The following is a 24,244-nucleotide window of genomic DNA, read 5'->3' on the forward strand; positions in this document are numbered from 1 at the left end:
GAAAAGGCAGGAACATTGACCTCAACGAAGCTTGAGGTTCTACGTTCTCTCCCATGAGCATGGAGACCACCGCCTGGACGCAGCTGCACAGCGTGATGAACGCGCAGGCAGACCGCCGTCCCCTCGCCCGCGCCACACTGCGCCGCATCGCCGCCTTCGCCCGCCCGCACCGCGCGGGCATCGTCCGGTTCGTCCTGCTCGGGGTGGTGACGGCACTCCTCGCCGTGGCCACCCCCGTGCTCGCCGGCCGCGTCGTCGACGCGATCGTGGCGGGGCACGACTCCGGCAGGGTGATCCGGCTCTCCCTGCTCATCGCCCTCGTCGCGTTCGCCGAGGCAGGGCTCGGCATCCTCGGCCGGCGGCTGTCGGCGACGCTCGGGGAGGGACTCATCCTCGATCTCAGAACGGCTGTGTTCGATCATGTGCAGCGCATGCCCGTCGCGTTCTTCACACGGACTCGTACGGGAGCGCTGGTCAGCCGTCTCAACAACGACGTGATCGGCGCCCAGCGCGCCTTCGCCAACACCCTGTCCGGCGTGGTGAGCAACCTGGTCACGCTGCTGCTCACGCTCGCCGTGATGCTCACCCTCTCCTGGCAGATCACCCTGCTCGCGCTCGTCCTGCTGCCGGTGTTCGTGCTGCCCGCGCGCCGCATGGGCAGCAGGATGGCCCGGATGCAGCGGGAGGCGGCGGCGCTGAACGCGGCCATGGGCACCCGGATGACCGAGCGCTTCTCGGCCCCCGGCGCCACCCTGGTCAAGCTGTTCGGCCGCCCCGAGGAGGAGTCGGACGAGTTCGCGGCCCGCGCCGCCCGGGTCCGGGACATCGGCGTCCGCACGGCCACCGCCCAGTCCGTCTTCATCACCTCCCTCACCCTCGTCTCCGCCCTCGCCCTGGCCCTCGTCTACGGCCTCGGCGGCTGGTTCGCGCTGCACGGCACCCTCCAGCCGGGCGCCGTCGTCTCCCTCGCCCTGCTGCTGACCCGCCTGTACGCCCCGCTGACCGCGCTCGCCGGGGCCCGGGTCGAGGTGATGAGCGCCCTGGTCAGCTTCGAGCGGGTCTTCGAGGTGCTGGACCTGAAGCCGCTGATCGAGGAGAAGCCGGACGCGGTCCCGGCGCCCGAGGGCCCGGTCGCCGTCGAGTTCGACGACGTCCGCTTCGGCTACCCCGCGGCCGACCAGGTCTCGCTGGCCTCCCTGGAGGAGGTCGCCGCGCTCGACACCCGGGGCGGCACCGAGGTCCTGCACGGCATCTCCTTCCGCGCCGGACCCGGCCAGACCGTCGCCCTCGTGGGCTCCTCCGGCGCCGGCAAGTCCACCATCGCCCAGCTGCTGCCGCGTCTGTACGACGTCGATTCCGGCGCCGTCCGGATCGGCGGCGTCGACGTCCGGGACCTGACCGCCGCCTCGCTGCGCGGCACCCTCGGCATGGTGACCCAGGACGGTCACCTGTTCCACGACAGCGTCCGCGCCAACCTGCTGCTGGCCCGGCCCGACGCGTCGGACGCCGAGCTGTGGGACGCCCTGGAACGCGCCCGCCTCGCCGAGGTCGTACGGTCCCTGCCCGACGGCCTGGACACGGTCGTCGGCGAGCGCGGCTACCGGCTCTCCGGCGGGGAGCGCCAGCGCATGACCATCGCCCGGCTGCTGCTGGCCCGGCAGCGCGTGGTCATCCTGGACGAGGCCACCGCACACCTGGACAACACCTCCGAGGCGGCCGTGCAGGAGGCCCTCACCGAGGCCCTGGAGGGGCGCACCGCCGTGGTGATCGCCCACCGCCTGTCCACCGTGCGGGCCGCCGACCAGATCCTGGTGGTGGAGGCGGGCCGGATCGCGGAACGCGGCACGCACGAGGAGCTGCTGGCGGCGGACGGACGCTACGCCGAGCTGTACCGGACGCAGTTCGCCCAGCGCGAGCCGGCCGAGCCGGCGGGGGAGGCGGCGGCGATCTGAGCCCCGGACGTCCGGATCACCCCTCCCGACGTGTGAGCACCGCGGGTCTGGATACGCGGTCGTACGGCAGCACGCCTGACGGGACGGGGAATCCATGCCATGACCAGCGAACACCAGTCCGGCCACCGCTCCCACCACTCCGAGGTCACCCTCAGGGTGAACGGGAAACCGCACACACTGCTCGTCGACCACCGGCGCGTCCTGCTGGACCTGCTGCGCGAGGACCTCGGTCTCACCGGGTCCAAGAAGGGCTGCGACCACGGCCAGTGCGGCGCCTGCACCGTGCTGGTCGACGGCCGCCGGCTCAACAGCTGTCTGCTGCTCGCCGTCGCCCTCGACGGCAGCGAGATCACCACCGTCGAGGGCCTCGGCGGCGACGGCGAGGGGCCGCACCCGCTGCAACGGGCCTTCCTGGACCGCGACGCCTTCCAGTGCGGCTACTGCACCCCGGGACAGCTCTGCTCCGCCGTGGGCATGATCGCCGAGGCCCGGGCCGGCCACCCCTCCCAGGTCACCGACCCCACGGCCCCCTCCGGCCGGCCCGTCCCGCTGGACCGGTCCGAGATCCGGGAGCGCATGAGCGGCAACCTGTGCCGCTGCGGCGCCTATCCGCGCATCGTGGAGGCGGTGGAGGACGTGATCCCGTGAACGGCTTCGGATACCTCAGGCCCGCCACCGTCCAGGAGGCCGTCGAGGCCTGCGCCGCCCACCCCGGCGCCCGCTTCCTGGCCGGCGGCACCAACCTGGTCGACCTGATGAAACTCGGCGTGGAACGCCCCGCCGTCCTCATCGACGTGAACCGGCTGCCGCTGGACACCGTCGAGGAACTGCCCGACGGGGCGCTGCGGGTCGGCGCCACCGTCCGCAACAGCGACCTCGCCGCCGACCCCCGGGTCCGCGACCGCTACCCGGTGCTGTCCCAGGCCCTCCTGGCCGGCGCCTCCGGTCAGCTGCGCAACGCCGCCACCACCGGCGGCAACCTGCTCCAGCGCACCCGCTGCCCCTACTTCCAGGACCTGGACAAGCCCTGCAACAAGCGCGAGCCGGGCAGCGGCTGCGGCGCCCGGGACGGCGTCCACCGCGACCACGCCGTCCTCGGCCACTCCGCGCACTGCATCGCCACCCACCCCTCCGACCTGGCTGTCGCCCTCGCCGCCCTGGACGCCCAGGTCGAGCTGTACGGCACCGAGGGCCCCCGCACCGTCCCGGTGGCCGACTTCCACCGGCTGCCCGGCGACCACCCGGAGCGGGACACCGAGATCCGCCCCGGCGAGCTGATCACCGGCGTGCTGCTCCCGGCCGCCCCCGCCGGTGCCCCCTCCGCCTACCGCAAGGCCCGGGACCGGGCGTCGTACGCCTTCGCGCTCGCCTCCGTCGCCGTCGTGCTGCGGGTGACGGACGGGACCGTCGAGCACGTCGGACTCGCCTTCGGCGGCCTCGCCCACCGGCCCTGGAAGGCGCGCCACGCCGAACGGGCCCTGCACGGCGCTCCCGCCACGCCGGCCGCCTTCGAGGGAGCCGTCGACCTGGAACTCGACCACGCCGAGCCCCTGCGCGACAACGCCTACAAGGTGCCCCTGGCCCACAACCTCGCCCTGGACGTCCTCAACCGCCTCGCCCCCACGCCCGCCGGCGTCTGAGCCGGCCGGCCCACCCCGGGAGGAACCCATGACCGGAACTGCCCTGGGCGCCCCCGCCGAGCGGCGGGAAGGACGGCAGAAGGTCACCGGCGCCGCCCGCTACGCCGCCGAGTACCCGCAGCCCGGCCGCGCCTATGGCTGGCCGGTGCCCGCCGCGGTCGCCCGTGGCCGGGTCGCGGCCGTGGACACCTCCGCCGCCCTCGCGCTGCCCGGCGTCCTCGCCGTCCTCACCCCCGGCGACGCGGCGCGCCTCGCCGAGCCGGAGGACGCCACCCTCGCCGTACTGCGGGGGCCGGACGTGCCGCACCGGGGCTGGTGCGTGGCGCTGGCCGTCGCCGACACCCTGGAGACGGCCCGCGCCGCGGCCCGGGCGGTCCGCGTCACCTACGCCACCGAACCCCACGACGCCGTCCTGGACCCCGATCACCCGGACGCCTTCGAGCCGGAGGAGGCCAACGCCGGCTATCCCGGCCGGGTGGAGCAGGGCGACCCGGAGGCCGCCTTCGCCGCCGCCGAGGTCCGGGTCGACGCCGTCTACCGGGTGCCCCCGCTGCACAACCACCCCATGGAGCCGCACACCAGCACCGCCCACTGGGACGGGGACCGGCTCACCGTCCACACCTCCAGCCAGGGCGGTACGACCGTACGCTCCGTGCTCGCCGAGATGTTCGAGCTGCCCGAAGAGCGGATCACCGTCGTCACCGAGCACGTCGGCGGCGGCTTCGGCTCCAAGGGCACGCCCCGCCCCGACGTCGTGCTCGCCGTGCTGGCGGCGCGCCGCACCGGCCGCCCGGTCACCGTCGCCTGGCCCCGCCGGTATCTGCCCGTCACCGTCGGCCACCGCGCGCCCACCCTCCAGCGGCTGCGGCTCGGCGCGGACCGCACCGGCCGGCTCACCGCCCTGTTGCACGAGGCGACCACTTACACCTCCCGGGTCAAGGAGTTCGTGGAGCAGGCCGCGGTGCCGGCCCGCGTCATGTACGCCACCGAGAACCTGCTCAGCGCCCACCGGGTCGTCCCCCTGGACGTGCCCACCCCGTCCTGGATGCGCGCCCCCGGCGAGGCTCCCGGCATGTACGCCCTGGAGTCGGCGATGGACGAACTCGCCGACGCGCTCGGCATGGACCCGGTGGAGCTGCGGGTCGCCAACGAACCGGACCGGGAGCCCGGCAGCGACAGGCCGTTCAGCAGCCGGCACCTGGTGGAGTGCCTGCGCGAGGGAGCCCGCCGCTTCGGCTGGGCCGACCGCGACCCGCACCCCGGCACCCGCCGCGAGGGCCCGCTGCTGATCGGCACCGGGGTGGCCGCGGCCACCTACCCGGCCTCGGCCGTCCCGGCCACCGCCACGGCCGAGGCCCGCGCCGACGGCAGCTTCGTCGTACGGACCAACGCCACCGACATCGGAACCGGCGCCCGGACCGTGCTCGCGCAGATCGCCGCCGACGCCCTCGGCGTGCCCCTCGGCCGGGTGAGCATCGAGATCGGGAACAGCGACCTGCCCTCGGCATGGCTGGCCGGCGGCTCCATGGGCACCGCGTCCTGGGGCTGGGCGGTGCACCAGGCGTGCACCGACCTCGCGGCCCGGCTCACCGGCCCGCCACCGCCCGAGGGAGTCACCGCGCGCGCCGACACCAACGGCATCGCCGACGCGGACAGCCCCTATGCCCGGCACGCCTTCGGCGCGCACTTCGCCGAGGTCGCCGTCGACACGGTGACCGGCGAGATCCGGGTGCGGCGGCTGCTCGGCGTCTTCGCCGCCGGGCGGATCCTCAACGCCCGTACCGGCCGCTCCCAGTTCGTCGGCGGCATGATCATGGGTCTGGGCATGGCCCTCACCGAACACAGCACCCTGGACCGGGCGTTCGGCGACTTCCCGGAGGCCGACCTCGCCTCCTACCATGTGCCCGCCCACGCGGACGTGCCCGACGTCGAGGCCTACTGGGTGGACGAGGACGACCCCCATCTCAACCCCATGGGCAGCAAGGGCATCGGCGAGATCGGCATCGTCGGCACGGCCGCCGCCCTCGGCAACGCCGTGCACCACGCCACCGGCATCCGGTTCCGCGACCTGCCCCTGACCCCGGACCGGATCCTCACGGCGCTGCTGTCCGAGGGGTGAGGGCCGGCCGGAGGAGCGTGGTACGGGAGGGCGGGCCTGGGTGTCGGGGGGCTAACCCGCCTTCGATCTGTTGGGGCGTCACGCCGGGCCGGGCGGCAGGTGCACCGTCATGATCAGATGGCAGGTCCCGGTGCCCGCGCCACGGTAGGTGTGGGCGGTGTCGCCGTCGAACGTCGCCGTCTGTCCCGCCGTGACCGGGTACTCGGCGCCGTCGACCACGAGCGCCATCCGCCCGGCGGTGACGCTGACCGTTTCGGTCACGCCCGCCTGGTGGGGGTGGCTGGGGTACTCCTCGCCGGGCTCCAGGGTCCAGCGCCAGACCTCGGTGGCCGCCGGGCCGCCGGTGGTCAGCATGAGCCGGGCCTCGCTGCCGTGCTCCCCCTTCCACAGGGGCGGGACGGCGTCGGCGCTCACCACCCGGACCCGTTCCTCGGCCCGGCCCTCCATCAGGGCCGAGACGGAGACGCCGAGGGTGTCGGCGAGGCGGACCAGGGTGGCGAAGTTCGGGTTGCCCTGGGCCTTCTCGAGGGCGACCAGGGCACCCTTGCTCACCTTGGCGCGGCGGCCGAGTTCGTCCAGGGACAGCCCGGCGCGGGTGCGGGCCGCGCGAACGTTGTGCGCCAGCGTCCGCAGGGCCGCCTCGGTCCCGGTCATCGCTCTCACCCCTCCAGGGCGGTTCAGTGGAATGCACCAAGCGGTCGTTCAGTTGACGAATGGCGGTCGGTGCGTTGTACGGTGTGGTCGTTCCATTGATGGTAAGGGATGTGCCGTGATCGCTCTGCTGCTGGCCCTGGGCAGCTCGCTGGCCTACGGATGCGCCGACTTCCTGGGCGGTCTCGGCGCCCGCAAGGCCCACGTGCTGCGCACCGTGCTGATCGCCGCCCCGGCCTCGCTCACCGTCGAACTGCTGCTGTGGCCCTTCCTCGGCGCCTCCTTCGCCCCCGCCACCCTCGCGTGGGGCGCCGCGTCCGGGGTGGCGTCGGCGGCCGCGTTCGCCCTGCTGTACCGCACGCTCGCGATCGGCCCGATGAACGTGCTGTCCCCGGTCACCGCGCTGGTCTCGGCGACGCTGCCGGTCGCGGTCGGGCTGGTGCAGGGCGAGCAGCTGGGGCCGGCCGGCCTGACCGGCCTGCCGCTGGCGCTGGCGGCGGTGGTGCTGGTCAGCGCCGGACACGGGGCGAAGTCGGGCCGCCCGTCGCGCACCGCGCTGCTGCTCGCCCTCGGCGCCGGCGCCGCCATCGCCCTTCAGCTCGTCTTCCTGCACCAGGCTCCCTCCGACAGCGGCGTCGGCCCGCTCATCGTCGGCCGCGCCGTGTCCTCGGCTGTCACCCTGGCCGCGGCCGGGCTGCTGTACCGGCGGCTGGGCCCGGAGAAGCCGGCGTACGCCATCTCGGCGACGGCCGGCGTGCTGGACTCGGTGGCCAACCTGCTGTTCCTGCTCGCCGCCCGCGGCGGCGACCTGGCCGTCGTCGCCGTGATCACCGCCCTGTACCCGGCCGGCACCGTCCTGCTCGCCCGCAGCGTGCTCGCCGAGCGCATCCACCGCGGACAGCTGATCGGCCTGGGCGCGGCCGCCGTCGCCGTCAGCCTGCTCGCCCTCGCCTGACCCCGCCCCCGCCCCCGCCCGGAGGAACCCGCGCATGTTCATCCTCAGCGTCAACGGCCTGCCCGGCCGGGCGCCGACGTCCCGCCCGGCTCCTACGTTCACCTGCCAGGCCACGATCGGCGACGATCCCGAGCGCGAGGCCGAGGCCGAGCTGCTGCGCGGCAACGACGCCGTCTCGACCGTATAGAGACCTGGAAGCCCTGACGCGCCCTCCCTTCCCCGCCCGCCCCTTCCCGGAACGGACCCCCTGTGACCACCTTCCGCATCAGCCCCGCCGTCGTGGACGCCTTCCCCGACACCCTGATCGCCGTCGTCACCGCCGTCGGACTGCGCGGCCACGAACCCTGGCCCGCCACCACCGCCGCCCTCCAGGAGCTGGAAGAGCAGCTCGCCGCCGGCGCCTGGCAGCCCGCCGACGAGAGCGACCCGCGCATCGAGGCCTGGCACACCGCCTACCGCTCCTTCGGCACCAACCCCCGCCGCATCCGCCCCAGCGTCGACGCCCTCGGCCGCCGCCTCGCCAAGAGGGGCACCCTGCCCCGCATCAACCCGGCCGTCGACTCCTACAATGCCGTCTCCGTCCGCCACGGTCTGCCCGCCGGCGCCTTCGACCTGGACCAGGTCACCGGTGCCGTAGAGATCCGCCCTGCCGACGGCACCGAGACCTTCACCCCGCTCGGCGAACCCGACACGGTCGAGAACCCCAGGCCGGGCGAGATCATCTACACCGACACCACCGACGTGCTCACCCGGCACTGGAACCACCGCGACGCGCACCGCACCCGCGTCACCGAAGACTCCACCCGGGTCGCCTTCGTCCTGGAGACCGTCGCCGCCGCCCGCGACGGGCACCTGCTCAAGACCGCGGCCGACGACCTGCTGACCCTGCTCCAGCCGCACTGCGAGACGAGTACCGTGCACTACCTCGGCCCGGCACAGCCCGCCGCCACCGTCTGACCCCGCGTCACGGCGGCCCCGGTCACGCGCCCGCACGCGGACCGCGCAGGTGGCCTCGACGGCGGCGGCCGGGGGCGGCACCATGCACACGGTCGACGGGGAAGGGAGTTGCCGGTATGAGCGCGACCGGCCGGTGGGGGCAGGCGCAGCCGCAGGGCGACCGGCTGCGGGTGCTCGCGGTGGACGACGAGGAACCCGCGCTCGAGGAACTGCTGTACCTGCTGGGCGAGGACCCCCGGGTCGGCGGTGTCGTGCCCGCCTCCTCGGCGACTGAGGCGCTGCGCCGGCTGAGCCGGGCCGTGGCGGCGGGCCCGGACGGCGCCGAACGCGTGGACGTCGTCTTCCTCGACATCGACATGCCCGGCCTCAACGGACTCGAACTGGCCGCGCTGCTCGGCGGGTTCGCGGACCCGCCGCTGATCGTCTTCGTCACCGCCCACGAGGACTTCGCCGTCCGCGCCTTCGACCTCAAGGCCGTCGACTACCTGCTCAAGCCCCTGCGCAAGGAGCGCTTCGCCGAGGCCGTACGGCGGGTCGCCGAGCTGACCCGGACCGGCCCCGCTCCCGCGCCCGGACCCGGCCGCGGCGACCACGTCCCCGTCGAACTCGGCGGCGTCACCCGGTTCGTGCCCATCGCGGACATCACCTACGTCGAGGCGCAGGGCGACTACGCGCGGCTGCACACCGGCGACGGCAGCCATCTGGTGCGCGTCCCGCTGACCGCGCTGGAGGAGCAGTGGCGCCCGCACGGGTTCGTACGGATCCACCGCAGCCGCCTCGTCGCCCTCGGCCGGATCGAGGAACTCCGCCTGGACGGCGGCAACGTGACCGTCCGGATCGGCGACCGGGTGCTCGCCGTCAGCCGCCGCAACGCCCGCGAACTGCGGGATCTGCTGGCCAGCCACGCGGCGGGCCGGGCCCGCCGCGCGGACGGCACCGCGTCGAGGTGACGGACGTGTAGCGATTCTCGTACGGCGGCTGTGCCGGCGGTGGCGCTCTGCGTACACTCGCCGCACACAAGGTGATCACCGCGGCGTCGGGGAGAGCGTGATGGGTGCGGAGTCCGTCCCTCGCAGAGAGGTGGTCACCGGACGGCCGCACACACTGCACACACCGGACGGTGTGCCCGGCGCGCCGCACCCCACGGCCCCCGCGTCCCGGCCCGGCGTGGACGACCTGATGAGACGTCAACTGCGGGCGGCGATCGCCGTGTCGGCCGCACTGGCCGTCCTGCTCGGCCTGCTCCCGGTTCTGCTGCGGCTGCTGCCGGCCGCCGCCGACGCCTCCCCCCGGGTCCCGCTCGCCGTCTGGCTGCTGCTGGGCGTCGCGCCGTACCCGGCCCTGCTGGCCATCGGCGCCTGGTACGTGCGCCGGGCCGAACGCAACGAGACCCGTTCCGCCGCCCCGGCGGAGCGCCCCTGACCATGCGCCGCGCACCCGCCGGGACCCGCCCTTGAACCAGACGTACGGCATCGCGGGCGTCACGGCCGTGGTCCTCGCCACGGTCCTCGTCGGCGCGCTCGGCCTGCGGATCTCCCGCACCACCTCCGACTTCTACGTCGCCTCGCGCACCGTCGCGCCCCGGCTCAACGCCTGTGCCGTCAGCGGCGAGTACCTGTCCGCCGCCTCCTTCCTCGGCGTCGCCGGGCTCGTCCTCGCACAGGGCGTCGACATGCTGTGGTTCCCCATCGGCTACACGGCCGGATTCCTGGTCCTGCTCGCCTTCGTCGCCGCCCCGCTGCGCCGCTCCGGCGCCTACACCCTGCCCGACTTCGCCGAGGCCCGGCTGGAGTCCCGGGCCGTCCGCCGGGTCGCCGGTGTGCTCGTCGTCGGCGTCGGCTGGCTCTATCTGCTGCCCCAGCTGAGCGGCGCCGGACTGACCCTGCGGCTGCTCACCGGTCTGCCCGGCTGGCTCGGCGGGCTGGTCGTCGCGGGCGTGGTCACCGTGGCCGTGGCCGCCGGAGGCATGCGCAGCATCACCTTCGTCCAGGCCTTCCAGTACTGGCTGAAACTCACCGCCCTGCTGGTGCCCATAGCGTTCCTGCTGCTCGCCTGGCGCGCCGACCGGACCCCGGCCCCCTCCTGGGACGAGCGGCCCCTGTTCCACCGTTCCACCGAGGTGCGCGTCGACCGGCCGCTCACCCTGACCGTGCGCCGGCCGGTCCGGGTGACCGCCTCCGGAACCGTCGACGGCCGGGCCCTGCACGGCAGTTCCCTCACCCTGCCCGCGGGCCGCCACCGCATCGGCACCGGCACGGCCCTGCGCTTCCCGGCCGGAGCCGAGGTCCCCCTGCCGGACCGCCCGCCCCACGACACCGCGCCCACCAGCTGGGGCAACCCGCTTTCGGCGGACCGCGCGCAGCACAGCCTCTACGCCACCTACGGGCTGATTCTCGCCACCTTCCTCGGCACCATGGGCCTGCCGCATGTCGTCGTCCGCTTCTACACCAACCCCGACGGCCGCGCCGCCCGCCGCACCACCGTGATCGTGCTGGCCCTGCTGGGCGCGTTCTATGTGCTGGTCCCGTTGTACGGCCTGCTGGGCCGCCTGTACGCCCCCGACCTGCTCCTCACGGGCGACACCGACGCGGCCGTCCTGGTCCTGCCCGGGCGTCTGGTGGGCGGGGCCGCGGGCGATCTGCTGGGCGCGTTGGTGGCCGGCGGGGCGTGCGCGGCGTTCCTGTCCACCGCCGCCGGGCTCACCATGTCCGTGGCCGGGGTGCTCGCCCAGGACGTGCTGCCCAGCCTGGGCATCCGGCACGTGCGGCACTTCCGGCTCGCCACCGTGCCCGCGATCGCGGTGCCCACCGTCGCGGGCGCGCTGGTCGGCGATCTGCCCGTGGCCGACGCGGTCGGGCTGGCCTTCGCCGTCTCGGCGTCCTCGTTCTGTCCGTTGCTCGTCCTCGGCATCTGGTGGCGCGGCCTCACTCCGGCGGGCGCCATCGCCGGGCTCCTGCTGGGCGGCGGCTCGGCGCTCACCGCGGTGACGGCCACCATCGCCGGTATCGCCCGTTCGGGCTGGCTGCACACGCTGCTGGCCTGGCCCGCGGTGTGGTCGGTCCCGGTCGGCTTCACGGCCATGATCGTGACGTCCCTGGCCACCCGGCACCGCGTTCCGCCCGGCACCGCCGCCACCATGACCCGCCTGCACCAGCCCGAGCCCCTCCCCTGAGAAGGAGTGCCCGCATGCCCACCGCCGCCCCTCCGCCACGGCATCCGCCGGTGCCGGCCGACGCAGCGCAGCGGGGCACACCCGTGCCGGCCCCACGGCGCGGGCGCGGGGGGTCCGGGTGAGCGTGTCGCCCATGACCGTGCTCGTCACCGCGGGGCTGGTGCTGACGGGGCTGGCCCTGTTCGTGCTGGGGGCCGGGCTCGGGCACGCCGCCGCCCGGCGGCAGTCGGAGCACACGGCCGGTGCCGACGGGCTGCGTGCCGTCGCGCACGCCCTGCACGGCGCCGCGCTCGCCGCCGCTCCGCTGCGGGCCGGTCTGACCGAGGAGACCGCGCGCAGAGCGGCCCGCCGGCTCCGCCCGCTGCTGGGGGTGCCCGCCCTCGCACTGACCGACGGATCGGCGGTGCTCGCCTGGGACGGCGCCGCCGAACACCACCGCGATCAGCTCACGGCGCAGCTCGCCCACGGCCTCCGCCCCCGGGGCTTCACGCTGTCCTGCGCCACCGAGGAGTGCGCCGTCCGCTGGGGCGCCCTGGTGCCGCTCACGGCCGACGGCGAAACCGCGGGCGCGCTCGCCGTGTTCACCGGCACCGAGTCCGCCGCCGCCCTTAGGGCCGCCGAGGAGGTCGCCCGAAGGCTCGCCGTGGAGCTGGACCTCGCCGGTCTGGACCGGGCCCGGTCCAGCGCCCACGAGGCGGAGGTACGGGCCCTGCGCGCGCAGATCTCCCCGCACTTCATCTACAACTCCCTCGCGAGCATCGCCTCCTTCGTCCGCACCGACCCCGAGCGCGCCCGTGAACTCCTCCAGGAGTTCGCCGACTTCACCCGCTACTCCTTCCGCCGCAACGGCGACTTCACCACCCTCGCCGAGGAGTTGCGCTCCATCGAGCAGTACCTGGAACTCGCCCGCGCCCGCTTCGGCCGCCGCCTGCGGGTCACCCTGCGCATCGCGCCCGAGGTGCTGCCCGTGACCCTGCCCTTCCTGTGTCTCCAGCCCCTGGTGGAGAACGCCCTCAAACACGGTCTGGAGGAGTCCGTCGAGCGCAGCAGCATCACGATCGCCGCCGAGGACGAGGGCACCGAGGCCCGCGTCGTCATCGAGGACAACGGCGTCGGCATGGAACCGGAACACCTGCGCGCCGTCCTGGCGGGCACCGCCGGTCCGGCGACCGGCATCGGCCTGCGGAACGTGGACCGCAGGCTGCGCCAGGTGTACGGCGACGACCACGGCCTGGTCATCGAGACCGGCGTCGGCGCCGGCACCAAGATCACGGTCCGGGTCCCGAAGTTCCGCCCCGGGATCCAGGCACCGCCGCCCTGACCGGCCCGGGGCCGCACAGGTCCGGGCTCGTATCCGCGGCCGAAGGTGTGTAGGTTCGCTCGCGAGACGTCCGCGCGCGGGCCGTCTCGGCTGTACTGGTGTTGTTGCTGGAGGTGTGTGGGCTGTGCTGATGACCGGCAAGGTGCTGCGTTTCGACGAGGTCCGGGGGTATGGGTTCATCGCCCCGTCGGAGCCGGGCGAGGACGTGTTCATGCACGCGAACGACCTGCTGGACGAGAAGTACCTCTACCGTGAGGGCAGCGAGGTCGAGTTCCATCTGGAGATGGGGGACAAGGGCCCGAAGGCCTCGCAGATCCGGTTGGTCTACCAGCCGTCCCCGAACCGGCTGCCCAGCCGTCCCGTCCTGGCGGAGGAGCCGGTCGCCGCCCGTTTCCAGGCGCCCGGGGAGGCCACGAGCGCCGCCCTGTTCCGTACCGAACTGACCGAGGCGCTGGTCGAGTCGGTCGACTCGCTGACCGCCGCGCAGATCCGGCAGATCCGCGGCTGCGTCCTCGAACTGGCCCGCGGCAAGGGCTGGTTGAGCGCCTGACCCCGGGCCGCTCCGCGGCTCAGCAGGGGTGGCCGGCCGCGTCCTGCGCGGCCGGCCGTGCGGAGTCTCAGAGGGTGGCCGGCTCCGGGTGCCGCGCCGTCAGCCGTCCCCGCCGTTCGAGTACGGCCACGAAGGCGGCGCACACCAGTCCGGTGGCCGTCAGCGCCGTCCAGGTCAGCCGGAGCGCGTCGTGCCGTACGGCGAAGTCCCACAGGGCGCCGACGCCCAGGTTGCCCACCGTGATGCCCAGGCCGGAGACCGTGTTGTACAGGCCGTAGTGCGTGGCGACGAGACGGCCGCCGGACAACGCGACCACGGTCTCCATCTCGAACGGGTAGACCACCGCGGAACCCGCCGCGAGGAGCACCACCGCCGCCACCAGGGCGACGAGCACCGCGAGCGACGAACCGGGCGGGGCGGCGACGAGCGGCAGGAACGCGAGCCCCAGCGCCGCCAGCCCGTACACCAGCGCCTGCTCGGGCCGCCACCGTCGCTTCGCCCAGACCGTCAGCCGCAGTTGACCGGCCACCGCCACACCGGCCGAGACCACGAAGAGCCCGCTGGTGACCGTCGTACCGTCGGAACCCAGGGCGACCGCCGCGGCGAGCGGCAGCGCCAGGTACACCTGGAACGTCAGCACATAGGAACCGGTCATCGCGGTGGCGAAGAGCAGGAACGGCCGGTTCGTGACGACACCGCGCCACTGCGCGGCCACCCCGCCCGCCCCGGAACCGGCCGGGCGGCCGTGCCGGGCGGGCAGGGCGCGCCACTGGAGCAGGGTCAGCCCGGCGAACACGGCCGCGGCCGTCGTGCACACCAGCCGGAAGTCGGCCGCCAGCAGGGCGAGTCCGACCAGCGGCCCGAGCAGCATGCCGGCCTGGTAGTACACGTTGAACACGGCGAACGCGTCGACGCGCCGCTCGCCCGCCTCCCCGGCCAGATACGCGCGGACGGCCGGGTTGAACAACGCGCCCGCGAAACCGGTCGCGGCGGAGACGGCGAGCAGCGCGGGCAGGTCGTCCACCCAGCCGAGCAGGCCGAAACCGACGGTGCGCAGCAGGCACCCGGCCATGATCGGCGCCTTGTAGCCGAAGCGGTCGGCGAGGGTCCCGCCGATCAGGAACATCCCCTGCTGGGAGAAGTTCCGCACCCCCAGCACGAGCCCCACGGCCCAGGCGGCGAGCCCCAGCCCGTGCGAGAGATGCCCGGCCAGGTAGGGCATCAGCATGTAGAAGGCGAGGTTGATGGCGAACTGGTTCACCATCAACAGCCGGGCCGGCGCCGGGAAGGAACGGGTCTGCCGCCACAGGCTCCTCATCGGGCGGCCCCCTGCGGCAGCGTCGGGTCGGTGACCCGGGTGCAGCGGGTCCAGCGGGTGACGGTGCGCTCGCCGGGGTGCGCGATCTCGTCCGGGTCGTCGGCGGGCGGCCGGTCCAGCAGCTGGTGGACCCGGCAGTAGGCGTCGTCGTAGACGGTGCCCACATACCGCTGCGGCCCGTCGGGGAAGACGGCGACGATACGGTTCCCGGCGGGCAGGGTGCGGGCCAGCCAGCGCGCGACCAGGGCGACGGCGCCGACGCTCCAGCCGCCGGTGGCGTAGTGGTCGCGGGCCAGCCGCCGGGCGGCCCAGACCGCGTCGGCGGCGGCGACCCAGTGCACCTCGTCGAAGAGCCGGTGGGCGACGTTGCGCGGGTGGATGCTGCTGCCCAGGCCGCGCATCAGCCGGGGCGCGGCGGGCTGGCCGAAGATCGTCGAGCCGGTCGCGTCGACGCCGACCACGCGCAGCCCCGGGAAGGAGCCGCGCAGCACCGAGGCGACGCCGGCGGAGTGGCCGCCGGTGCCGACGGAGACGACGAGGGTGTCGACACGGTCGAGCTGGGCGGCCAGTTCACGGGCGAGCGGGGCGTACGCGGCGACGTTGTCGGGGTTGTCGTACTGGTCCGGGTGCCAGGCGCCGGGGTGCCGGGCCAGGAGCTGCCCGACGCGCCGGCGCCGGGCCTGCTGCCAGCCGCCGACCGGGTGCGCCTCGGTGACCACGTCGACCTCCGCGCCGTACGCCGTGAGCAGCCCGGTCAGCAGGGGCTCCATACCGGGGTCGGTGACCACGGTCACCGGGTGGCCGAACGTGGCTCCGGCCAGCGCCAGACCGAGGCCGAGCGTGCCCGAGCTGGACTCCACGATCCGGGCGCCGGGCCGCAACTGCCCGCGCTCCCGGGCCGCGCGCACCATGTGCAGGGCGGCGCGGTCCTTGATACCGCCGGGATTGTGTCCCTCCAGCTTGGCCCAGAAGCCGCGGCCGGCGGCGGTGAAGGGCTCTCCGATCCACAGGACCGGGGTGTCGCCGACGAGCCCGGCCGGCGTGCGCAGGGGGTGCCTGGCGGGGGTGGGCAGGGGTGTGTGGTTCATGGCGTGCTGCTCCTGCGGCCGCTCGGCGGACGGCTGAGGGCCGTGAGGTGGGGGGCGAGATGAACGGAGACGGCGGCCGCGCCCCGGCGGGTCCCGAGGGACGGCCGGGGTCACGGCCGGGGGCCGCTCAGGTCCGCCACACCCCGAGCCGGGCCGGTGACGGCCCGGTCGACCGGACCTCCGCCCTCCTGTCCGATGCCCTGCCGGGCCCGGACGACGTCCCCGCGGGGACGTGCGCCGGTCCGGCCAGGGTGGTCGCCTCGTGCCCGGCCGGCACCGGCCCGGCGGTGCCGCGGGGCGCCTGGAGCGTCGGCTCGTCGCCGCCGCAGCAGTGCGGGTCGGGGACCGAACCGGGCGCGCCGGAAGTGGCCGCGGCCGCGACGGGCCCGCCGGCCCGGGGCAGTGACACGGGGTCGTGTCCGCACACCGCGAGATGCGTGAGGACGGCCAGGAGCAGCACGACCGCCGCGCCGGCACGCAGCACGGCGCGGCGGGTGCGCGAGGCGGGGCCGTTCCTCATGGCCGCCTAGAGTAACCGATCAATTGCACAGAGTTGCGATCTCGGGGCTCCGGGTTTCAGCTGCGCTGACGGAACTCCACCTCCGCGACCGCGACATGACGGCCGGACGTCAGCCCCGTGACCGACCGCAGCACCAGCCGCACCCTGACGACGTCGCTCACCCCGGTGGGGAAGGTCTGGGGCCCCGGTGTGTCGCTGAGCGAGAGCGTGCTGCGGTGCACCGTGCCGTCCGCCGAGGTGACCTCCGCATCCATCCGGAGCGCCCGGGCCTCGCGGGCGTACTGCTCCGGTGCCGTGGCCGCGCCGTTCGTGATGATGAGGTCGACCAGCCGGAACGGTTTGTCGAAGGTGTACGTCACCGAGGCGCCCGCTCCCGGCGCCCCCCAGTAGCGGTTGTTGAGACCGTCCGTCGTGTCCGCCGCCGGATGCCCGGGCACCTGGGCGCTCGCCGTGACATGCGCCGGGGTGACGGCCTTGGCGTTGCCGAGTTTGTCGCGGGTGTCCTCGACCAGGGCGCGCCCGGCGGGCAGCAGCAGGAAACCGGCCACGCACAGGCCCACCACCACGGCGAGGATCACCAGCAGTCGTACCGCCCGGCCGGAGCCGGCCCGCACCCGGCGGCGCAACGGCCAGATGGTGCGCCACCAGGGCAGCGGGGCGGCGGCTTCCGTCGGGCGCAGGGGGGCGGCGCAGCGGCGGCAGAACCGGCGGTCGGGCGGGTTCGGCGTGCCGCACACCCGGCAGGGCGGCCCGGTGGCCTCCTCGGGTGCGGGTGCGGCGGGACGTACGACAGGACGCGGCGCGACCGGCTTCGCGGGCTGCACGGGCAACACCGGCCCGTCGTGCGGCCCGCTCTGCTCGATGGACGCGGGAGCCCGGGGGCCGGGGAAGGCGCGTGCGGGGGGTGTGGGGGTGGAGGGGCGGGTGGGTGAGGGGCCGGGTGTGGAGCGGCTCGGTGCCGGGTTGTCGGTGGGTGGGGGTTCGGGGGCCGGGGGTTCGGAGGTCGGGGCGCCGGTCGCCGGGGCACGGGTCGACGGAGATGCCGGTCCGGATGCGGCCGGGCGGTCCGTTCGGGTCGTATCGGGGCGGTTGCGGTCACCGGCGCTGCCGCCCGCCGGGACGGCCGGGCTCGACGCCGAAGCAGTGTCAGGAGCCGTGGGGGATCCGGAATCCCGGGCTGCCCCCGCCGCCGGAGGCCCGGGGTTCCGCTCCGGGCTCGTGCGGCGCGCGTTCTGTGGCTCCCGCCGGGCACGGTTCGTCAGCCGGTCCCGCAGGGACGGGGAATGGTCGGGGGCGGTCGGGGACACGGCGGACCCGCCGTCCGCCGCGGACGCCGACGAGGGGGCATCGGCCGACGGGCCGTCCGGCGGCCGGCGGTCCGGCGACGGGGCGTCAGCCGAGGGCGCACCTGTCGATGAGGCGTCATCCGACGCCACGTCGTCCGACGGCAGGTCGGCCGGCCGCGCGTCGGCCGATCGGCTGCCCGTCGGCCGGTCCGGCTGCGGGGCCGGGGGATCCGGCCGCGGAGCCGGGGAATCCGCGGCCGGGGACTGCGCCGGCGGGGTACGCCCTTCGGACCAGCCCAGGTAGGAGCCGCAGTTGCGGCAGAAGTCGTCCCCGGGATCGTTGGACGCCCCGCACGAGGGACAGCTGCGCACGACGTCACCTCCCTCCGTCGTCGACGGGCGGGCCGGGCAGGACCTCCACCCGGCACGAGACATGCACCGGGCACAGGGCCCGGACCACCTCGCGGACCCGGGCCTCGTCCACCTCGGGGTCCCGGCCCGGCCAGACCCGGACCACCACCTCACCGGACGGCTCCGGTGGCAGCTCGGCGCCCGCGGTACGGGACCAGGCCGCCCCGCCGTCACCGGTGACCTCGGCGTGCACGCCGAGGGTGAGCCACAGCCGGTCGACCAGACCGCGCCGGGTGCCGCGCCGGCGGTGCAGCTCCACCGCCCGGAGTACGGCCTCCCGGCGCAGCGCGGCCGGCCGGTGCGGGTCGTCCTCGGCGCCCACCCATGACGCCAGCCAGGCCACGAAGTCGAGCGGCGCCACCCGCGGGTCCAGGTAGGCGGGCAGGTTGTCGAGGGTCGCGAACACCGGGGCGAGGACGGTGTCCAGGCCCGCGGTGAACCGCTGTGCGAAGTCGTCCTCGGCGTAGAGCGCGGGCAGCAGCGCTCCGATCGGGTGCCGGCTCGGCAGGCCCGGAACTCCGGCGCGGCTCATGCCCCGGCCTCCGGCTCGACCGGCTGTACGACGACCTGGTGCTGGTACGAGAACACCAGCGTGCCGGGCCCCACGTCGATGCGGTCCACCGGCGCGCCCCGCCGCCCGGTGATCGGGTCGGCGGGGAACAGCCGGATCTCCTCCACCAGCGCGTTGCCGGTGGCCTGTTGGAGCACGCCGAAGACCTCCCCGTACTGCACCGGCCGCCCGAACGGCCACCCGGTGCCGTCCGGCCCGCCGCGCAGCGGGTTGAGGTGCCGGAACAGCGCGGCAAGGGCGGCTTCGCGCACCCGGTCGGTGTCGCCGGGCGCCGCCGCGAGCCGGGCGACCACGGTGACGCCCTGGTAGGCGGGCGGTTCCACCACCAGCCGGGTGCCGATCAGCCGCCGCTCGTCCAGGCTCGCGGTGATCGTCTGGAGTACCTGGTCGGAGGGGATCAGCTGCTCGAAGCGGAGCCGGTCGCCGTCGTCGGCCACGGCGTCCGGCACGACGAGCACCCGCACCGCGCCGGCCGCGTCCGCGGCGGGCAGACAGCGCACCCGGCGCACCGAGGGCGCCGCCTGCCGGCTGATGGTCTCGTAGTCCTCGGCCGTGACCGCGCGCTCCTGCATCCGCAGCGCGTCCGGAGCCCGCAGCTTGGCGTTGGCGACGGTCTCCCCGTCCACCCCGCCGCGGGCCGCCTCCCGGTTGCCGACCCGCGCGATGTACGGCACGGAGCTGCGCAGCACCGAGATCGCGCCGCGGGCCACGTTGCCCGCCGGGCCGCCGCCGGTGCGGTAGCGGGCCACCCGGATGTGCGCGCCCTTCTCCGGCACCGCGCCGCACGGGCGCAGCGTGCCGTCGGGTTCGCGCAGCGCCGGCGGGAAGATGAACTCCCCGGTGGTGGCGTCCACTTGGACATGCCGGTCGGTGGGCTCCGAGCGGCCGAAGTGCTCCACGACCTGCCACGGGAGCCAGCCGTCCGCGGAGGAGACCTCCACCACCGGCGGCTCGCCGTCCAGCAGCACCGGCGGGCGGCCGAGCCGGAACGTCTGGCCCGGGACCCCCTCCGAGATGCCGAGCGGGACATCGGTGACGGTCTCGGCGTGCTCGACCGAGGTGGTGCCGCCCACCGTGAACACCGACGCCTCCCGCACCGTCGGGGACTCCGAGTAGAACGGCTGGCCCGGCTCCGGCTCGGTGACCCGGCAGCGCAGCCAGCCCGCCCGGTGCCCACCGATCACCGACGCCGTGTGCCCGGCCGGCACGAACACGGTCACCTCGCCGGGCCGGTTCAGCCCGCCGGTGGTGTCCGCACCGGTCTCGCACCGCTGCCAGCGGCCGCCGTCCCACGCTTCCCAGACCAGCGGCGGCTGACGCGGGTCCACGCCGACGCCCTCCACCCGGCTGTCCAGCCGCACCGCGAGCACACAGCGCGGCACCGCCGAGGGCAGCCCGAACAGCAGGGCGTCCCCCGGCTCGGGCGCCGCCTGGAAGCAGGGCACATCGAGGCCCTCGGCGAGCCGGCCGGTCCGGTCGGTCTGCTCACCGGAGCGGGGCGCCGTCACCAGCCGGACCAACTCGCTGGGCACGATGCGCAGTTCCTCCGTGGTGGCGAACACCACGGGCTCCTCCGACTCGCCGTCCGCCGTGGTCACCTCGGTGCCGGCGGGCAGCGTCACCGTGTCCGGCTGCGGTGCCGACAGCCAGAAGTCGACCTCGGCCGAGGCCGCAGCCGGCGGGAACAGCCGGATGCCCAACAGGTCCAGGAACGCGGTGTAGTTCTTGTCCGGCACCCGGTTCAGCCGGTACAGCAACTGGTCCACCAGGTAGGCGAACGTCTCGATCAGGGTGACGCCCGGGTCGGAGACGTTGTGGTCGGTCCACTCCGGGGCGCGCTGCTGCACGTACCGCTTCGCCTCGTCGACGAGTTGCTGGAACCGCCGGTCGTCCAGGTTGGGGGAGGGCAGGGCCATCAGTTCGCGACCGTTTCCTCGGCCCCCTCCTCGGAGGGGATCGTGTAGAAGGGGAAGACCAGGTTGCGCCGGTCGTTGGTGGAGCGCACCGTGTAGTGCACATCGATGTAGAGGGTCCCGGCGTCCACCTCGTCGAAGGCCACCACCACGTCGTCCACCGCGATCCGCGGCTCCCAGCGCTCCAGCGCCTCGCGCACCGCCTGCGCGATCCGCCCCGCGGTGGCGCCGTCGCCGGGCGCGAAGACGAAGTCGTGGATGCCACAGCCGAACTCGGGCCGCATCGGGCGCTCACCGGGTGCGGTGCCCAGCACCAGCCGGATCGCCTCCTCGATCTCCCGTTCCCGTTCCACCATGGCGATGCCGCCGGTCGGCCCGACCCGCAGCGGGAACGCCCAGCCGCGTCCGATGAACCGTTCACTCATCACAGGCCCCCGATCTGCACGGTGAGCGCACCGATCTGCACCGTCGCACCGCACGCGGTGGAGTCGCCCGCCCGCGCGGCCGGCAGCCCGCCGATGAGGACCTGGCCCGACAGCAGCGCGGCCGGGGAGGGCAGGATCACATTGGCCGGTCCGAGGGCCGCGTGCGGGGGCATGACACAGGTGTGCAGGCTGCCCACGACGGCGGCGGGCCGGCCGCCGATCAGCACGCGCGCCACCGTCGCGGCGGCGCCGGGCGGCGGGGTGGCGATCACACCGCCGTGGCTGGTGGGATCGCCGGTACGGGCTGCGGCGGGCATATCCGGGCTCCTCGCGAGAACGGTACGGTACGGCCCTCAACGGGCGTGTCGGACAAGTGAGTTGACGTCAGTTGATGCGGACGAGATCCGCCTTCAGCACCCCCAGCAGGCCGCCGTCGACCGTGACGTCCGTCCGGCCGGTGATGTGCACGGACGGAGCGCCGACACGGACCGCCGTGGTGGCGTCGATCTCCACGGTGCCGCCCTTGACGCTGACCTTTCCGGTTCCCGCGTCGAGTGCGATGCCCCGCTCGTCCAGCCGTACGCAGGACAGCGGCCGCCGGCCGCCGGGCGCGAACACCGTCAGCTCGATGGTGTTCTCCCGGTCGTGCAGCAGCACCTCCAGCCGCCCGTCCCCGGTGCGCAGCCGCACCCCGGACGGCCCCGGCGCCCTGGCGTCGAGCAGCTCCACCCGATGACCCGAACGCGACACCACCGAACGGCGGTTGACCCTGCCGCTGGTCGCGTCCACCAGCGGCACGTCGTGCGGCGAGGGCCGGTCCACGCCGTTGTACAGACCGCCGATGACATACGGGCTGTCCAGCAGCCCCTGCTCGAAGCCCACCAGCACCTCGTCGTTGACCTCGGGGCTCACCACGCCCCCGCCGCCCTTGCCGCCCCACTGCACCGTGCGCACCCAGTCGGTCACATAGGTGTCGTCCAGCCAGGGGAACCGGAGCCGGACCCCGCCGCTCTGCGCGCCCCCCGGCTCCCGTACGTCCGTCACCACACCGATCGCCAGACCCGGCATGCGCGGGCCGCGGCCGGGCGCGTTCGCGCCGGTCACCAGGCCCGCGAGGGACCGGTCCGGGCTGGCGCTGACCCACACCGTCGTCCGGTAGCCGCCGTGCGGCTCCAGACTGTGCCGCACCGCCGTCGCCGTGTACCGCCCGGAGAACGCCGGCCCCACGTTGCCGAGCGCGACCGGCCGGCCCGCACGCAGCCGCGGATTTCCCTCGGCCACCGCCTCCAGCTCGCCGAACCCCGAACTGACCTGCGCGGCGATCGCGTCCGCCGCCGCGGTCGTCTCGGCCTGGCTGCGGTACGGGGTGTCCGTCACCGTCAGCTTCGCCGTCGCACCGAACCGGGCGGCCAGCGCCGGGCTCAGCCCCGGCAGCACGGTCTCGCTGTGCACGGCGGGCTGCCGCGCCACCAGCGGGGTCTTGGTGGTCGCGTCCCAGCCCCGCACCTCGACCGAGCCCGCGCCGTCCGCACCCGACAGGGCGGCCCGCAGCGCGAGCAGGTTCCGCCCGTACTCCAGCACCATCGGGTTCTGGGTGGCGGGCGTCGACGGCGCCGGCGCGCCGGACGCCTTCTCGGGCCGGGTGAACTGGAGCACCCCCTTGTCGTCGACCCGCACCAGCGCCCCGCTCTCCCCGGCCAGGTACTGCAAGAAGTCCCAGTCGGAGACGTTGGCCTGCGACAGCTGGCGGTAGGTGACCGGCGCGGCCTCCACCTTCCCGCAGGGCAGGCCCGCCCCGGCGGCCACCTTGCGGACGATGGCGGCGGCCGTCATGTTCCGGTACGCCACCACCTTCCGGCCCCGCTGGAGCCGGTGCGCGGCCGAGTAGGCCCGCACCACCGTGAACGACCCGGTGCCGTCCCGGTCGATCTCCACCGCCGTGACCTCGCCGTTGAACAGCCGCTCGCGCGCCTGCCCGGCGACCGTCACCACGGACACCCGAAGCGGTGTACCGAGCGTGATGCCGGTCGACTTCAGGAACTCGTGGTCGGGGTCGCGGTAGGTGAGCACCGCGGTGTCCGGCAGACCCACGTTCTCGTCCACCACACAGCTCACCAACTGCGCCGCCCAGACCTGCGGCAGCTCGCCGGGCGCCTCCACGACGGGGTCCGCCGCGAACGACCGGCCGCCCCGCGCCTCCGGTGTGGTCACCGCTCCTCCTCCGCGCCCGCGTCCCCCAGCGCCGGCACCACCAGTTCGGTGCCGGGCACCAGGGCCATCGGGTCGTCGATCCCGTTCGCCTCGGCGATGACCCGCCAGGCCGTCGCGTCGCCGTACTCCCGCCACGCCAGCAGCGCCAGGCTGTCCCCGGCCACCACCGTGTGCGTACTGCGGGCCGTGCGCGCCCCCGAGGTCGGGTTCTGCCCCGGCGGGTCGACGCTCGCCTCCTCGACCGACAGCGCACAGGTCGCCCGCAGCGGCCTGCCGTCCACGTCGAACAGCGTGTACGTCACCGACAGGCTCGACAGCACCCCGTCGAACGACGTCGTCCGCGCGGTGCCCCACTCGAACCGCACCCAGGGGCTGGCCGGCTTCTTGCGGGCGAGACTCGCCGGCGTCGGCACACACGCCTTCATCAGCTTCTCCACCGCCTGCTCGACCGAGTTGTCGTGCGTCGAGGTCGCGTCGAGGAAGACCTCCAGGCTCAACTCCCGCGGGCCGCTGCCCACGAACTCGGGCAGCGCCGACTGCCCGGCCATCCGGGACGGAGTACGCCGCCACTCGGTGGTCTTGCGCAGTTGCAGCGTGGTCGGGTTGAACTGGAGGTTCAGCCGCGCGATCGTCCCGCCGGGCTTGGCACCGACCGCGGTCGGCGGCTCCTTCAGTGTCAGCTGGGCCCTGGCCCGGCTGGTGCGCAGGGACGGCATCAGGAAGGCCTCAGTCCCTCGTGGGCGATCTCCAGCGTCTCCACCGCCGGCTCCGAGGACGACGGGTCGAAGGACGGCCCCTGCCAGCGCACCGGCACGATGCCGAGCACCTGCCAGCTGATGATCCGGGTCAGATCCGGCCTGAGCGCCACGATCTCCCCGTCCTTCGGCTCCACGCGTCGCAGCGTCTCGTCGAGCCAGCGGCCGATCTTCGCCGTGTCGGCGGTGACCGGCCGGGTCAGCGTGATGTTCGACCAGCTGACGCGGCCGGGCAACTGCCAGGTGAAGCCGTTGTTGCCGCCCTCGGCGTACGTCTCCATCTCCACCTCCGCCCCCATGCCGGAGCAGGTGTGGAAGGCCCCCAGGTCGTTGCCGCCGATCGCGAGCCGGAAGAACACGCTCGTCGCGAAGATGTTGTCCGTCATCCGTGGTTCATCCGTTCCCTGTCCTTGGCGTCCTGAGCGTCCT

The 24,244-nt window shown here is 74.6% G+C and carries 24 protein-coding genes and 1 pseudogene; 12 read left to right on the forward strand and 13 right to left on the reverse strand.

Annotated elements, in window-relative coordinates:
• Positions 1-59 precede the first annotated feature (59 nt).
• The 4 genes from ACFVIU_RS29665 (at position 60) to ACFVIU_RS29680 (ending at position 5,711) form a co-directional block, all read left to right on the forward strand.
• Positions 60-1,952: an ABC transporter ATP-binding protein gene (locus tag ACFVIU_RS29665; RefSeq protein ID WP_385846343.1), complete on the forward strand. Its 1,893-nt coding sequence runs from the start codon at positions 60-62 to the stop codon at positions 1,950-1,952.
• A 99-nt stretch (positions 1,953-2,051) separates the two neighbouring features.
• A complete protein-coding gene (locus ACFVIU_RS29670) occupies positions 2,052-2,600 on the forward strand; it encodes a (2Fe-2S)-binding protein (protein WP_385846264.1) in 549 nt (182 codons plus the stop codon).
• Complete coding sequence (locus ACFVIU_RS29675; RefSeq protein WP_385846265.1) at positions 2,597-3,592, forward strand: FAD binding domain-containing protein; 996 nt, start codon at positions 2,597-2,599, stop codon at positions 3,590-3,592. Before ACFVIU_RS29670 ends, ACFVIU_RS29675 begins: the two co-directional genes overlap by 4 nt.
• A gap of 28 nt (positions 3,593-3,620) precedes the next feature.
• Entirely contained in the window at positions 3,621-5,711 is a 2,091-nt protein-coding gene (locus ACFVIU_RS29680; RefSeq protein WP_385846266.1) for a xanthine dehydrogenase family protein molybdopterin-binding subunit, read from the forward strand.
• A 78-nt stretch (positions 5,712-5,789) separates the two neighbouring features.
• On the opposite strand, the gene ACFVIU_RS29685 is transcribed toward ACFVIU_RS29680, so the two are convergent.
• The gene (locus ACFVIU_RS29685) at positions 5,790-6,365 is read right to left on the reverse strand and encodes a helix-turn-helix domain-containing protein (RefSeq protein WP_385846267.1); all 576 of its coding nucleotides are present in this window, start codon (positions 6,363-6,365) and stop codon (positions 5,790-5,792) included.
• Between the two features lie 115 nt (positions 6,366-6,480).
• Between ACFVIU_RS29685 and ACFVIU_RS29690 the strand changes: the two genes are divergently transcribed.
• The 8 genes from ACFVIU_RS29690 to ACFVIU_RS29725 all read left to right on the forward strand — a co-directional run bounded on the left by ACFVIU_RS29690 (position 6,481) and on the right by ACFVIU_RS29725 (position 13,317).
• Complete coding sequence (locus ACFVIU_RS29690) at positions 6,481-7,317, forward strand: EamA family transporter (protein WP_385846268.1); 837 nt, start codon at positions 6,481-6,483, stop codon at positions 7,315-7,317.
• A gap of 34 nt (positions 7,318-7,351) precedes the next feature.
• Positions 7,352-7,504, forward strand: a complete 153-nt coding sequence (locus tag ACFVIU_RS29695) for a hypothetical protein (protein ID WP_385846269.1) — start codon at positions 7,352-7,354, stop codon at positions 7,502-7,504.
• Positions 7,505-7,566: 62 nt separating this feature from the next.
• A complete protein-coding gene (locus tag ACFVIU_RS29700; RefSeq protein ID WP_385846270.1) occupies positions 7,567-8,274 on the forward strand; it encodes a B3/4 domain-containing protein in 708 nt (235 codons plus the stop codon).
• A gap of 116 nt (positions 8,275-8,390) precedes the next feature.
• A complete protein-coding gene (locus ACFVIU_RS29705; RefSeq protein WP_385846271.1) occupies positions 8,391-9,224 on the forward strand; it encodes a LytR/AlgR family response regulator transcription factor in 834 nt (277 codons plus the stop codon).
• Positions 9,225-9,324: 100 nt separating this feature from the next.
• A complete protein-coding gene (locus tag ACFVIU_RS29710) occupies positions 9,325-9,696 on the forward strand; it encodes a hypothetical protein (RefSeq protein WP_385846272.1) in 372 nt (123 codons plus the stop codon).
• A gap of 31 nt (positions 9,697-9,727) precedes the next feature.
• Positions 9,728-11,446, forward strand: coding sequence for a cation acetate symporter (locus ACFVIU_RS29715; RefSeq protein ID WP_385846273.1), 1,719 nt, complete (start codon positions 9,728-9,730; stop codon positions 11,444-11,446).
• Positions 11,447-11,579: 133 nt separating this feature from the next.
• Positions 11,580-12,767 (forward strand): sensor histidine kinase, encoded by a 1,188-nt coding sequence (locus ACFVIU_RS29720; RefSeq protein WP_385846274.1) that lies wholly within the window; start codon positions 11,580-11,582, stop codon positions 12,765-12,767.
• A 124-nt stretch (positions 12,768-12,891) separates the two neighbouring features.
• Positions 12,892-13,317, forward strand: coding sequence for a cold shock domain-containing protein (locus ACFVIU_RS29725; protein WP_385846275.1), 426 nt, complete (start codon positions 12,892-12,894; stop codon positions 13,315-13,317).
• Positions 13,318-13,384: 67 nt separating this feature from the next.
• On the opposite strand, the gene ACFVIU_RS29730 is transcribed toward ACFVIU_RS29725, so the two are convergent.
• The 12 genes and pseudogenes from ACFVIU_RS29730 to ACFVIU_RS29785 all read right to left on the reverse strand — a co-directional run bounded on the left by ACFVIU_RS29730 (position 13,385) and on the right by ACFVIU_RS29785 (position 24,201).
• On the reverse strand, positions 13,385-14,635 hold the full coding sequence (locus ACFVIU_RS29730; RefSeq protein WP_385846276.1) for an MFS transporter: 1,251 nt from the start codon (positions 14,633-14,635) through the stop codon (positions 13,385-13,387).
• Positions 14,632-15,723 carry a PLP-dependent cysteine synthase family protein gene (locus ACFVIU_RS29735; RefSeq protein ID WP_385846277.1) on the reverse strand — a complete coding sequence of 364 codons (1,092 nt, stop codon included), beginning with the start codon at positions 15,721-15,723 and terminating at the stop codon, positions 14,632-14,634. The genes ACFVIU_RS29730 and ACFVIU_RS29735 overlap by 4 nt, the downstream gene beginning before the upstream one ends.
• A gap of 127 nt (positions 15,724-15,850) precedes the next feature.
• Positions 15,851-16,243 carry a hypothetical protein gene (locus ACFVIU_RS29740; protein WP_385846278.1) on the reverse strand — a complete coding sequence of 131 codons (393 nt, stop codon included), beginning with the start codon at positions 16,241-16,243 and terminating at the stop codon, positions 15,851-15,853.
• Between the two features lie 56 nt (positions 16,244-16,299).
• Entirely contained in the window at positions 16,300-17,067 is a 768-nt protein-coding gene (locus tag ACFVIU_RS29745) for an NADase-type glycan-binding domain-containing protein (RefSeq protein ID WP_385846344.1), read from the reverse strand.
• A gap of 768 nt (positions 17,068-17,835) precedes the next feature.
• Positions 17,836-17,964: pseudogene (locus tag ACFVIU_RS29750) on the reverse strand (zinc ribbon domain-containing protein); the annotation flags it as partial.
• The gene (locus ACFVIU_RS29755) at positions 17,906-18,472 is read right to left on the reverse strand and encodes a phage tail protein (protein ID WP_385846279.1); all 567 of its coding nucleotides are present in this window, start codon (positions 18,470-18,472) and stop codon (positions 17,906-17,908) included. The pseudogene ACFVIU_RS29750 and the gene ACFVIU_RS29755, both read right to left, overlap by 59 nt.
• Positions 18,469-20,427, reverse strand: coding sequence for a putative baseplate assembly protein (locus ACFVIU_RS29760; protein WP_385846280.1), 1,959 nt, complete (start codon positions 20,425-20,427; stop codon positions 18,469-18,471). The genes ACFVIU_RS29755 and ACFVIU_RS29760 overlap by 4 nt, the downstream gene beginning before the upstream one ends.
• Positions 20,427-20,849, reverse strand: coding sequence for a GPW/gp25 family protein (locus tag ACFVIU_RS29765; RefSeq protein ID WP_385846281.1), 423 nt, complete (start codon positions 20,847-20,849; stop codon positions 20,427-20,429). The genes ACFVIU_RS29760 and ACFVIU_RS29765 overlap by 1 nt, the downstream gene beginning before the upstream one ends.
• Positions 20,849-21,166: a PAAR domain-containing protein gene (locus tag ACFVIU_RS29770; RefSeq protein WP_385846282.1), complete on the reverse strand. Its 318-nt coding sequence runs from the start codon at positions 21,164-21,166 to the stop codon at positions 20,849-20,851. The genes ACFVIU_RS29765 and ACFVIU_RS29770 overlap by 1 nt, the downstream gene beginning before the upstream one ends.
• Before the next feature lie 67 nt (positions 21,167-21,233).
• A complete protein-coding gene (locus ACFVIU_RS29775) occupies positions 21,234-23,060 on the reverse strand; it encodes a VgrG-related protein (RefSeq protein ID WP_385846283.1) in 1,827 nt (608 codons plus the stop codon).
• Positions 23,057-23,779, reverse strand: a complete 723-nt coding sequence (locus ACFVIU_RS29780) for a LysM peptidoglycan-binding domain-containing protein (RefSeq protein WP_385846346.1) — start codon at positions 23,777-23,779, stop codon at positions 23,057-23,059. Before ACFVIU_RS29780 ends, ACFVIU_RS29775 begins: the two co-directional genes overlap by 4 nt.
• Entirely contained in the window at positions 23,776-24,201 is a 426-nt protein-coding gene (locus ACFVIU_RS29785; RefSeq protein WP_385846284.1) for a phage tail protein, read from the reverse strand. The genes ACFVIU_RS29780 and ACFVIU_RS29785 overlap by 4 nt, the downstream gene beginning before the upstream one ends.
• Positions 24,202-24,244 lie beyond the last annotated feature (43 nt).

This window comes from Streptomyces sp. NPDC127190 (assembly GCF_042672505.1).
In the GTDB taxonomy this organism is placed as follows: domain Bacteria; phylum Actinomycetota; class Actinomycetes; order Streptomycetales; family Streptomycetaceae; genus Streptomyces.

Bases quoted from the DNA above. Each gene is read 5' to 3' on its own strand.
- ACFVIU_RS29785 (WP_385846284.1), bottom strand. From the start codon at position 24,201: ATGACGGACAACATCTTCGCGACGAGCGTGTTCTTCCGGCTCGCGATC.
- ACFVIU_RS29740 (WP_385846278.1), bottom strand. From the start codon at position 16,243: ATGAGGAACGGCCCCGCCTCGCGCACCCGCCGCGCCGTGCTGCGTGCC.
- ACFVIU_RS29665 (WP_385846343.1), top strand. From the start codon at position 60: ATGGAGACCACCGCCTGGACGCAGCTGCACAGCGTGATGAACGCGCAG.
- ACFVIU_RS29680 (WP_385846266.1), top strand. From the start codon at position 3,621: ATGACCGGAACTGCCCTGGGCGCCCCCGCCGAGCGGCGGGAAGGACGG.
- ACFVIU_RS29710 (WP_385846272.1), top strand. From the start codon at position 9,325: ATGGGTGCGGAGTCCGTCCCTCGCAGAGAGGTGGTCACCGGACGGCCG.
- ACFVIU_RS29735 (WP_385846277.1), bottom strand. From the start codon at position 15,723: ATGAACCACACACCCCTGCCCACCCCCGCCAGGCACCCCCTGCGCACG.
- ACFVIU_RS29770 (WP_385846282.1), bottom strand. From the start codon at position 21,166: ATGCCCGCCGCAGCCCGTACCGGCGATCCCACCAGCCACGGCGGTGTG.
- ACFVIU_RS29705 (WP_385846271.1), top strand. From the start codon at position 8,391: ATGAGCGCGACCGGCCGGTGGGGGCAGGCGCAGCCGCAGGGCGACCGG.
- ACFVIU_RS29760 (WP_385846280.1), bottom strand. From the start codon at position 20,427: ATGGCCCTGCCCTCCCCCAACCTGGACGACCGGCGGTTCCAGCAACTC.
- ACFVIU_RS29755 (WP_385846279.1), bottom strand. From the start codon at position 18,472: ATGAGCCGCGCCGGAGTTCCGGGCCTGCCGAGCCGGCACCCGATCGGA.
- ACFVIU_RS29695 (WP_385846269.1), top strand. From the start codon at position 7,352: ATGTTCATCCTCAGCGTCAACGGCCTGCCCGGCCGGGCGCCGACGTCC.
- ACFVIU_RS29765 (WP_385846281.1), bottom strand. From the start codon at position 20,849: ATGAGTGAACGGTTCATCGGACGCGGCTGGGCGTTCCCGCTGCGGGTC.
- ACFVIU_RS29730 (WP_385846276.1), bottom strand. From the start codon at position 14,635: ATGAGGAGCCTGTGGCGGCAGACCCGTTCCTTCCCGGCGCCGGCCCGG.
- ACFVIU_RS29720 (WP_385846274.1), top strand. From the start codon at position 11,580: ATGACCGTGCTCGTCACCGCGGGGCTGGTGCTGACGGGGCTGGCCCTG.
- ACFVIU_RS29685 (WP_385846267.1), bottom strand. From the start codon at position 6,365: ATGACCGGGACCGAGGCGGCCCTGCGGACGCTGGCGCACAACGTTCGC.
- ACFVIU_RS29670 (WP_385846264.1), top strand. From the start codon at position 2,052: ATGACCAGCGAACACCAGTCCGGCCACCGCTCCCACCACTCCGAGGTC.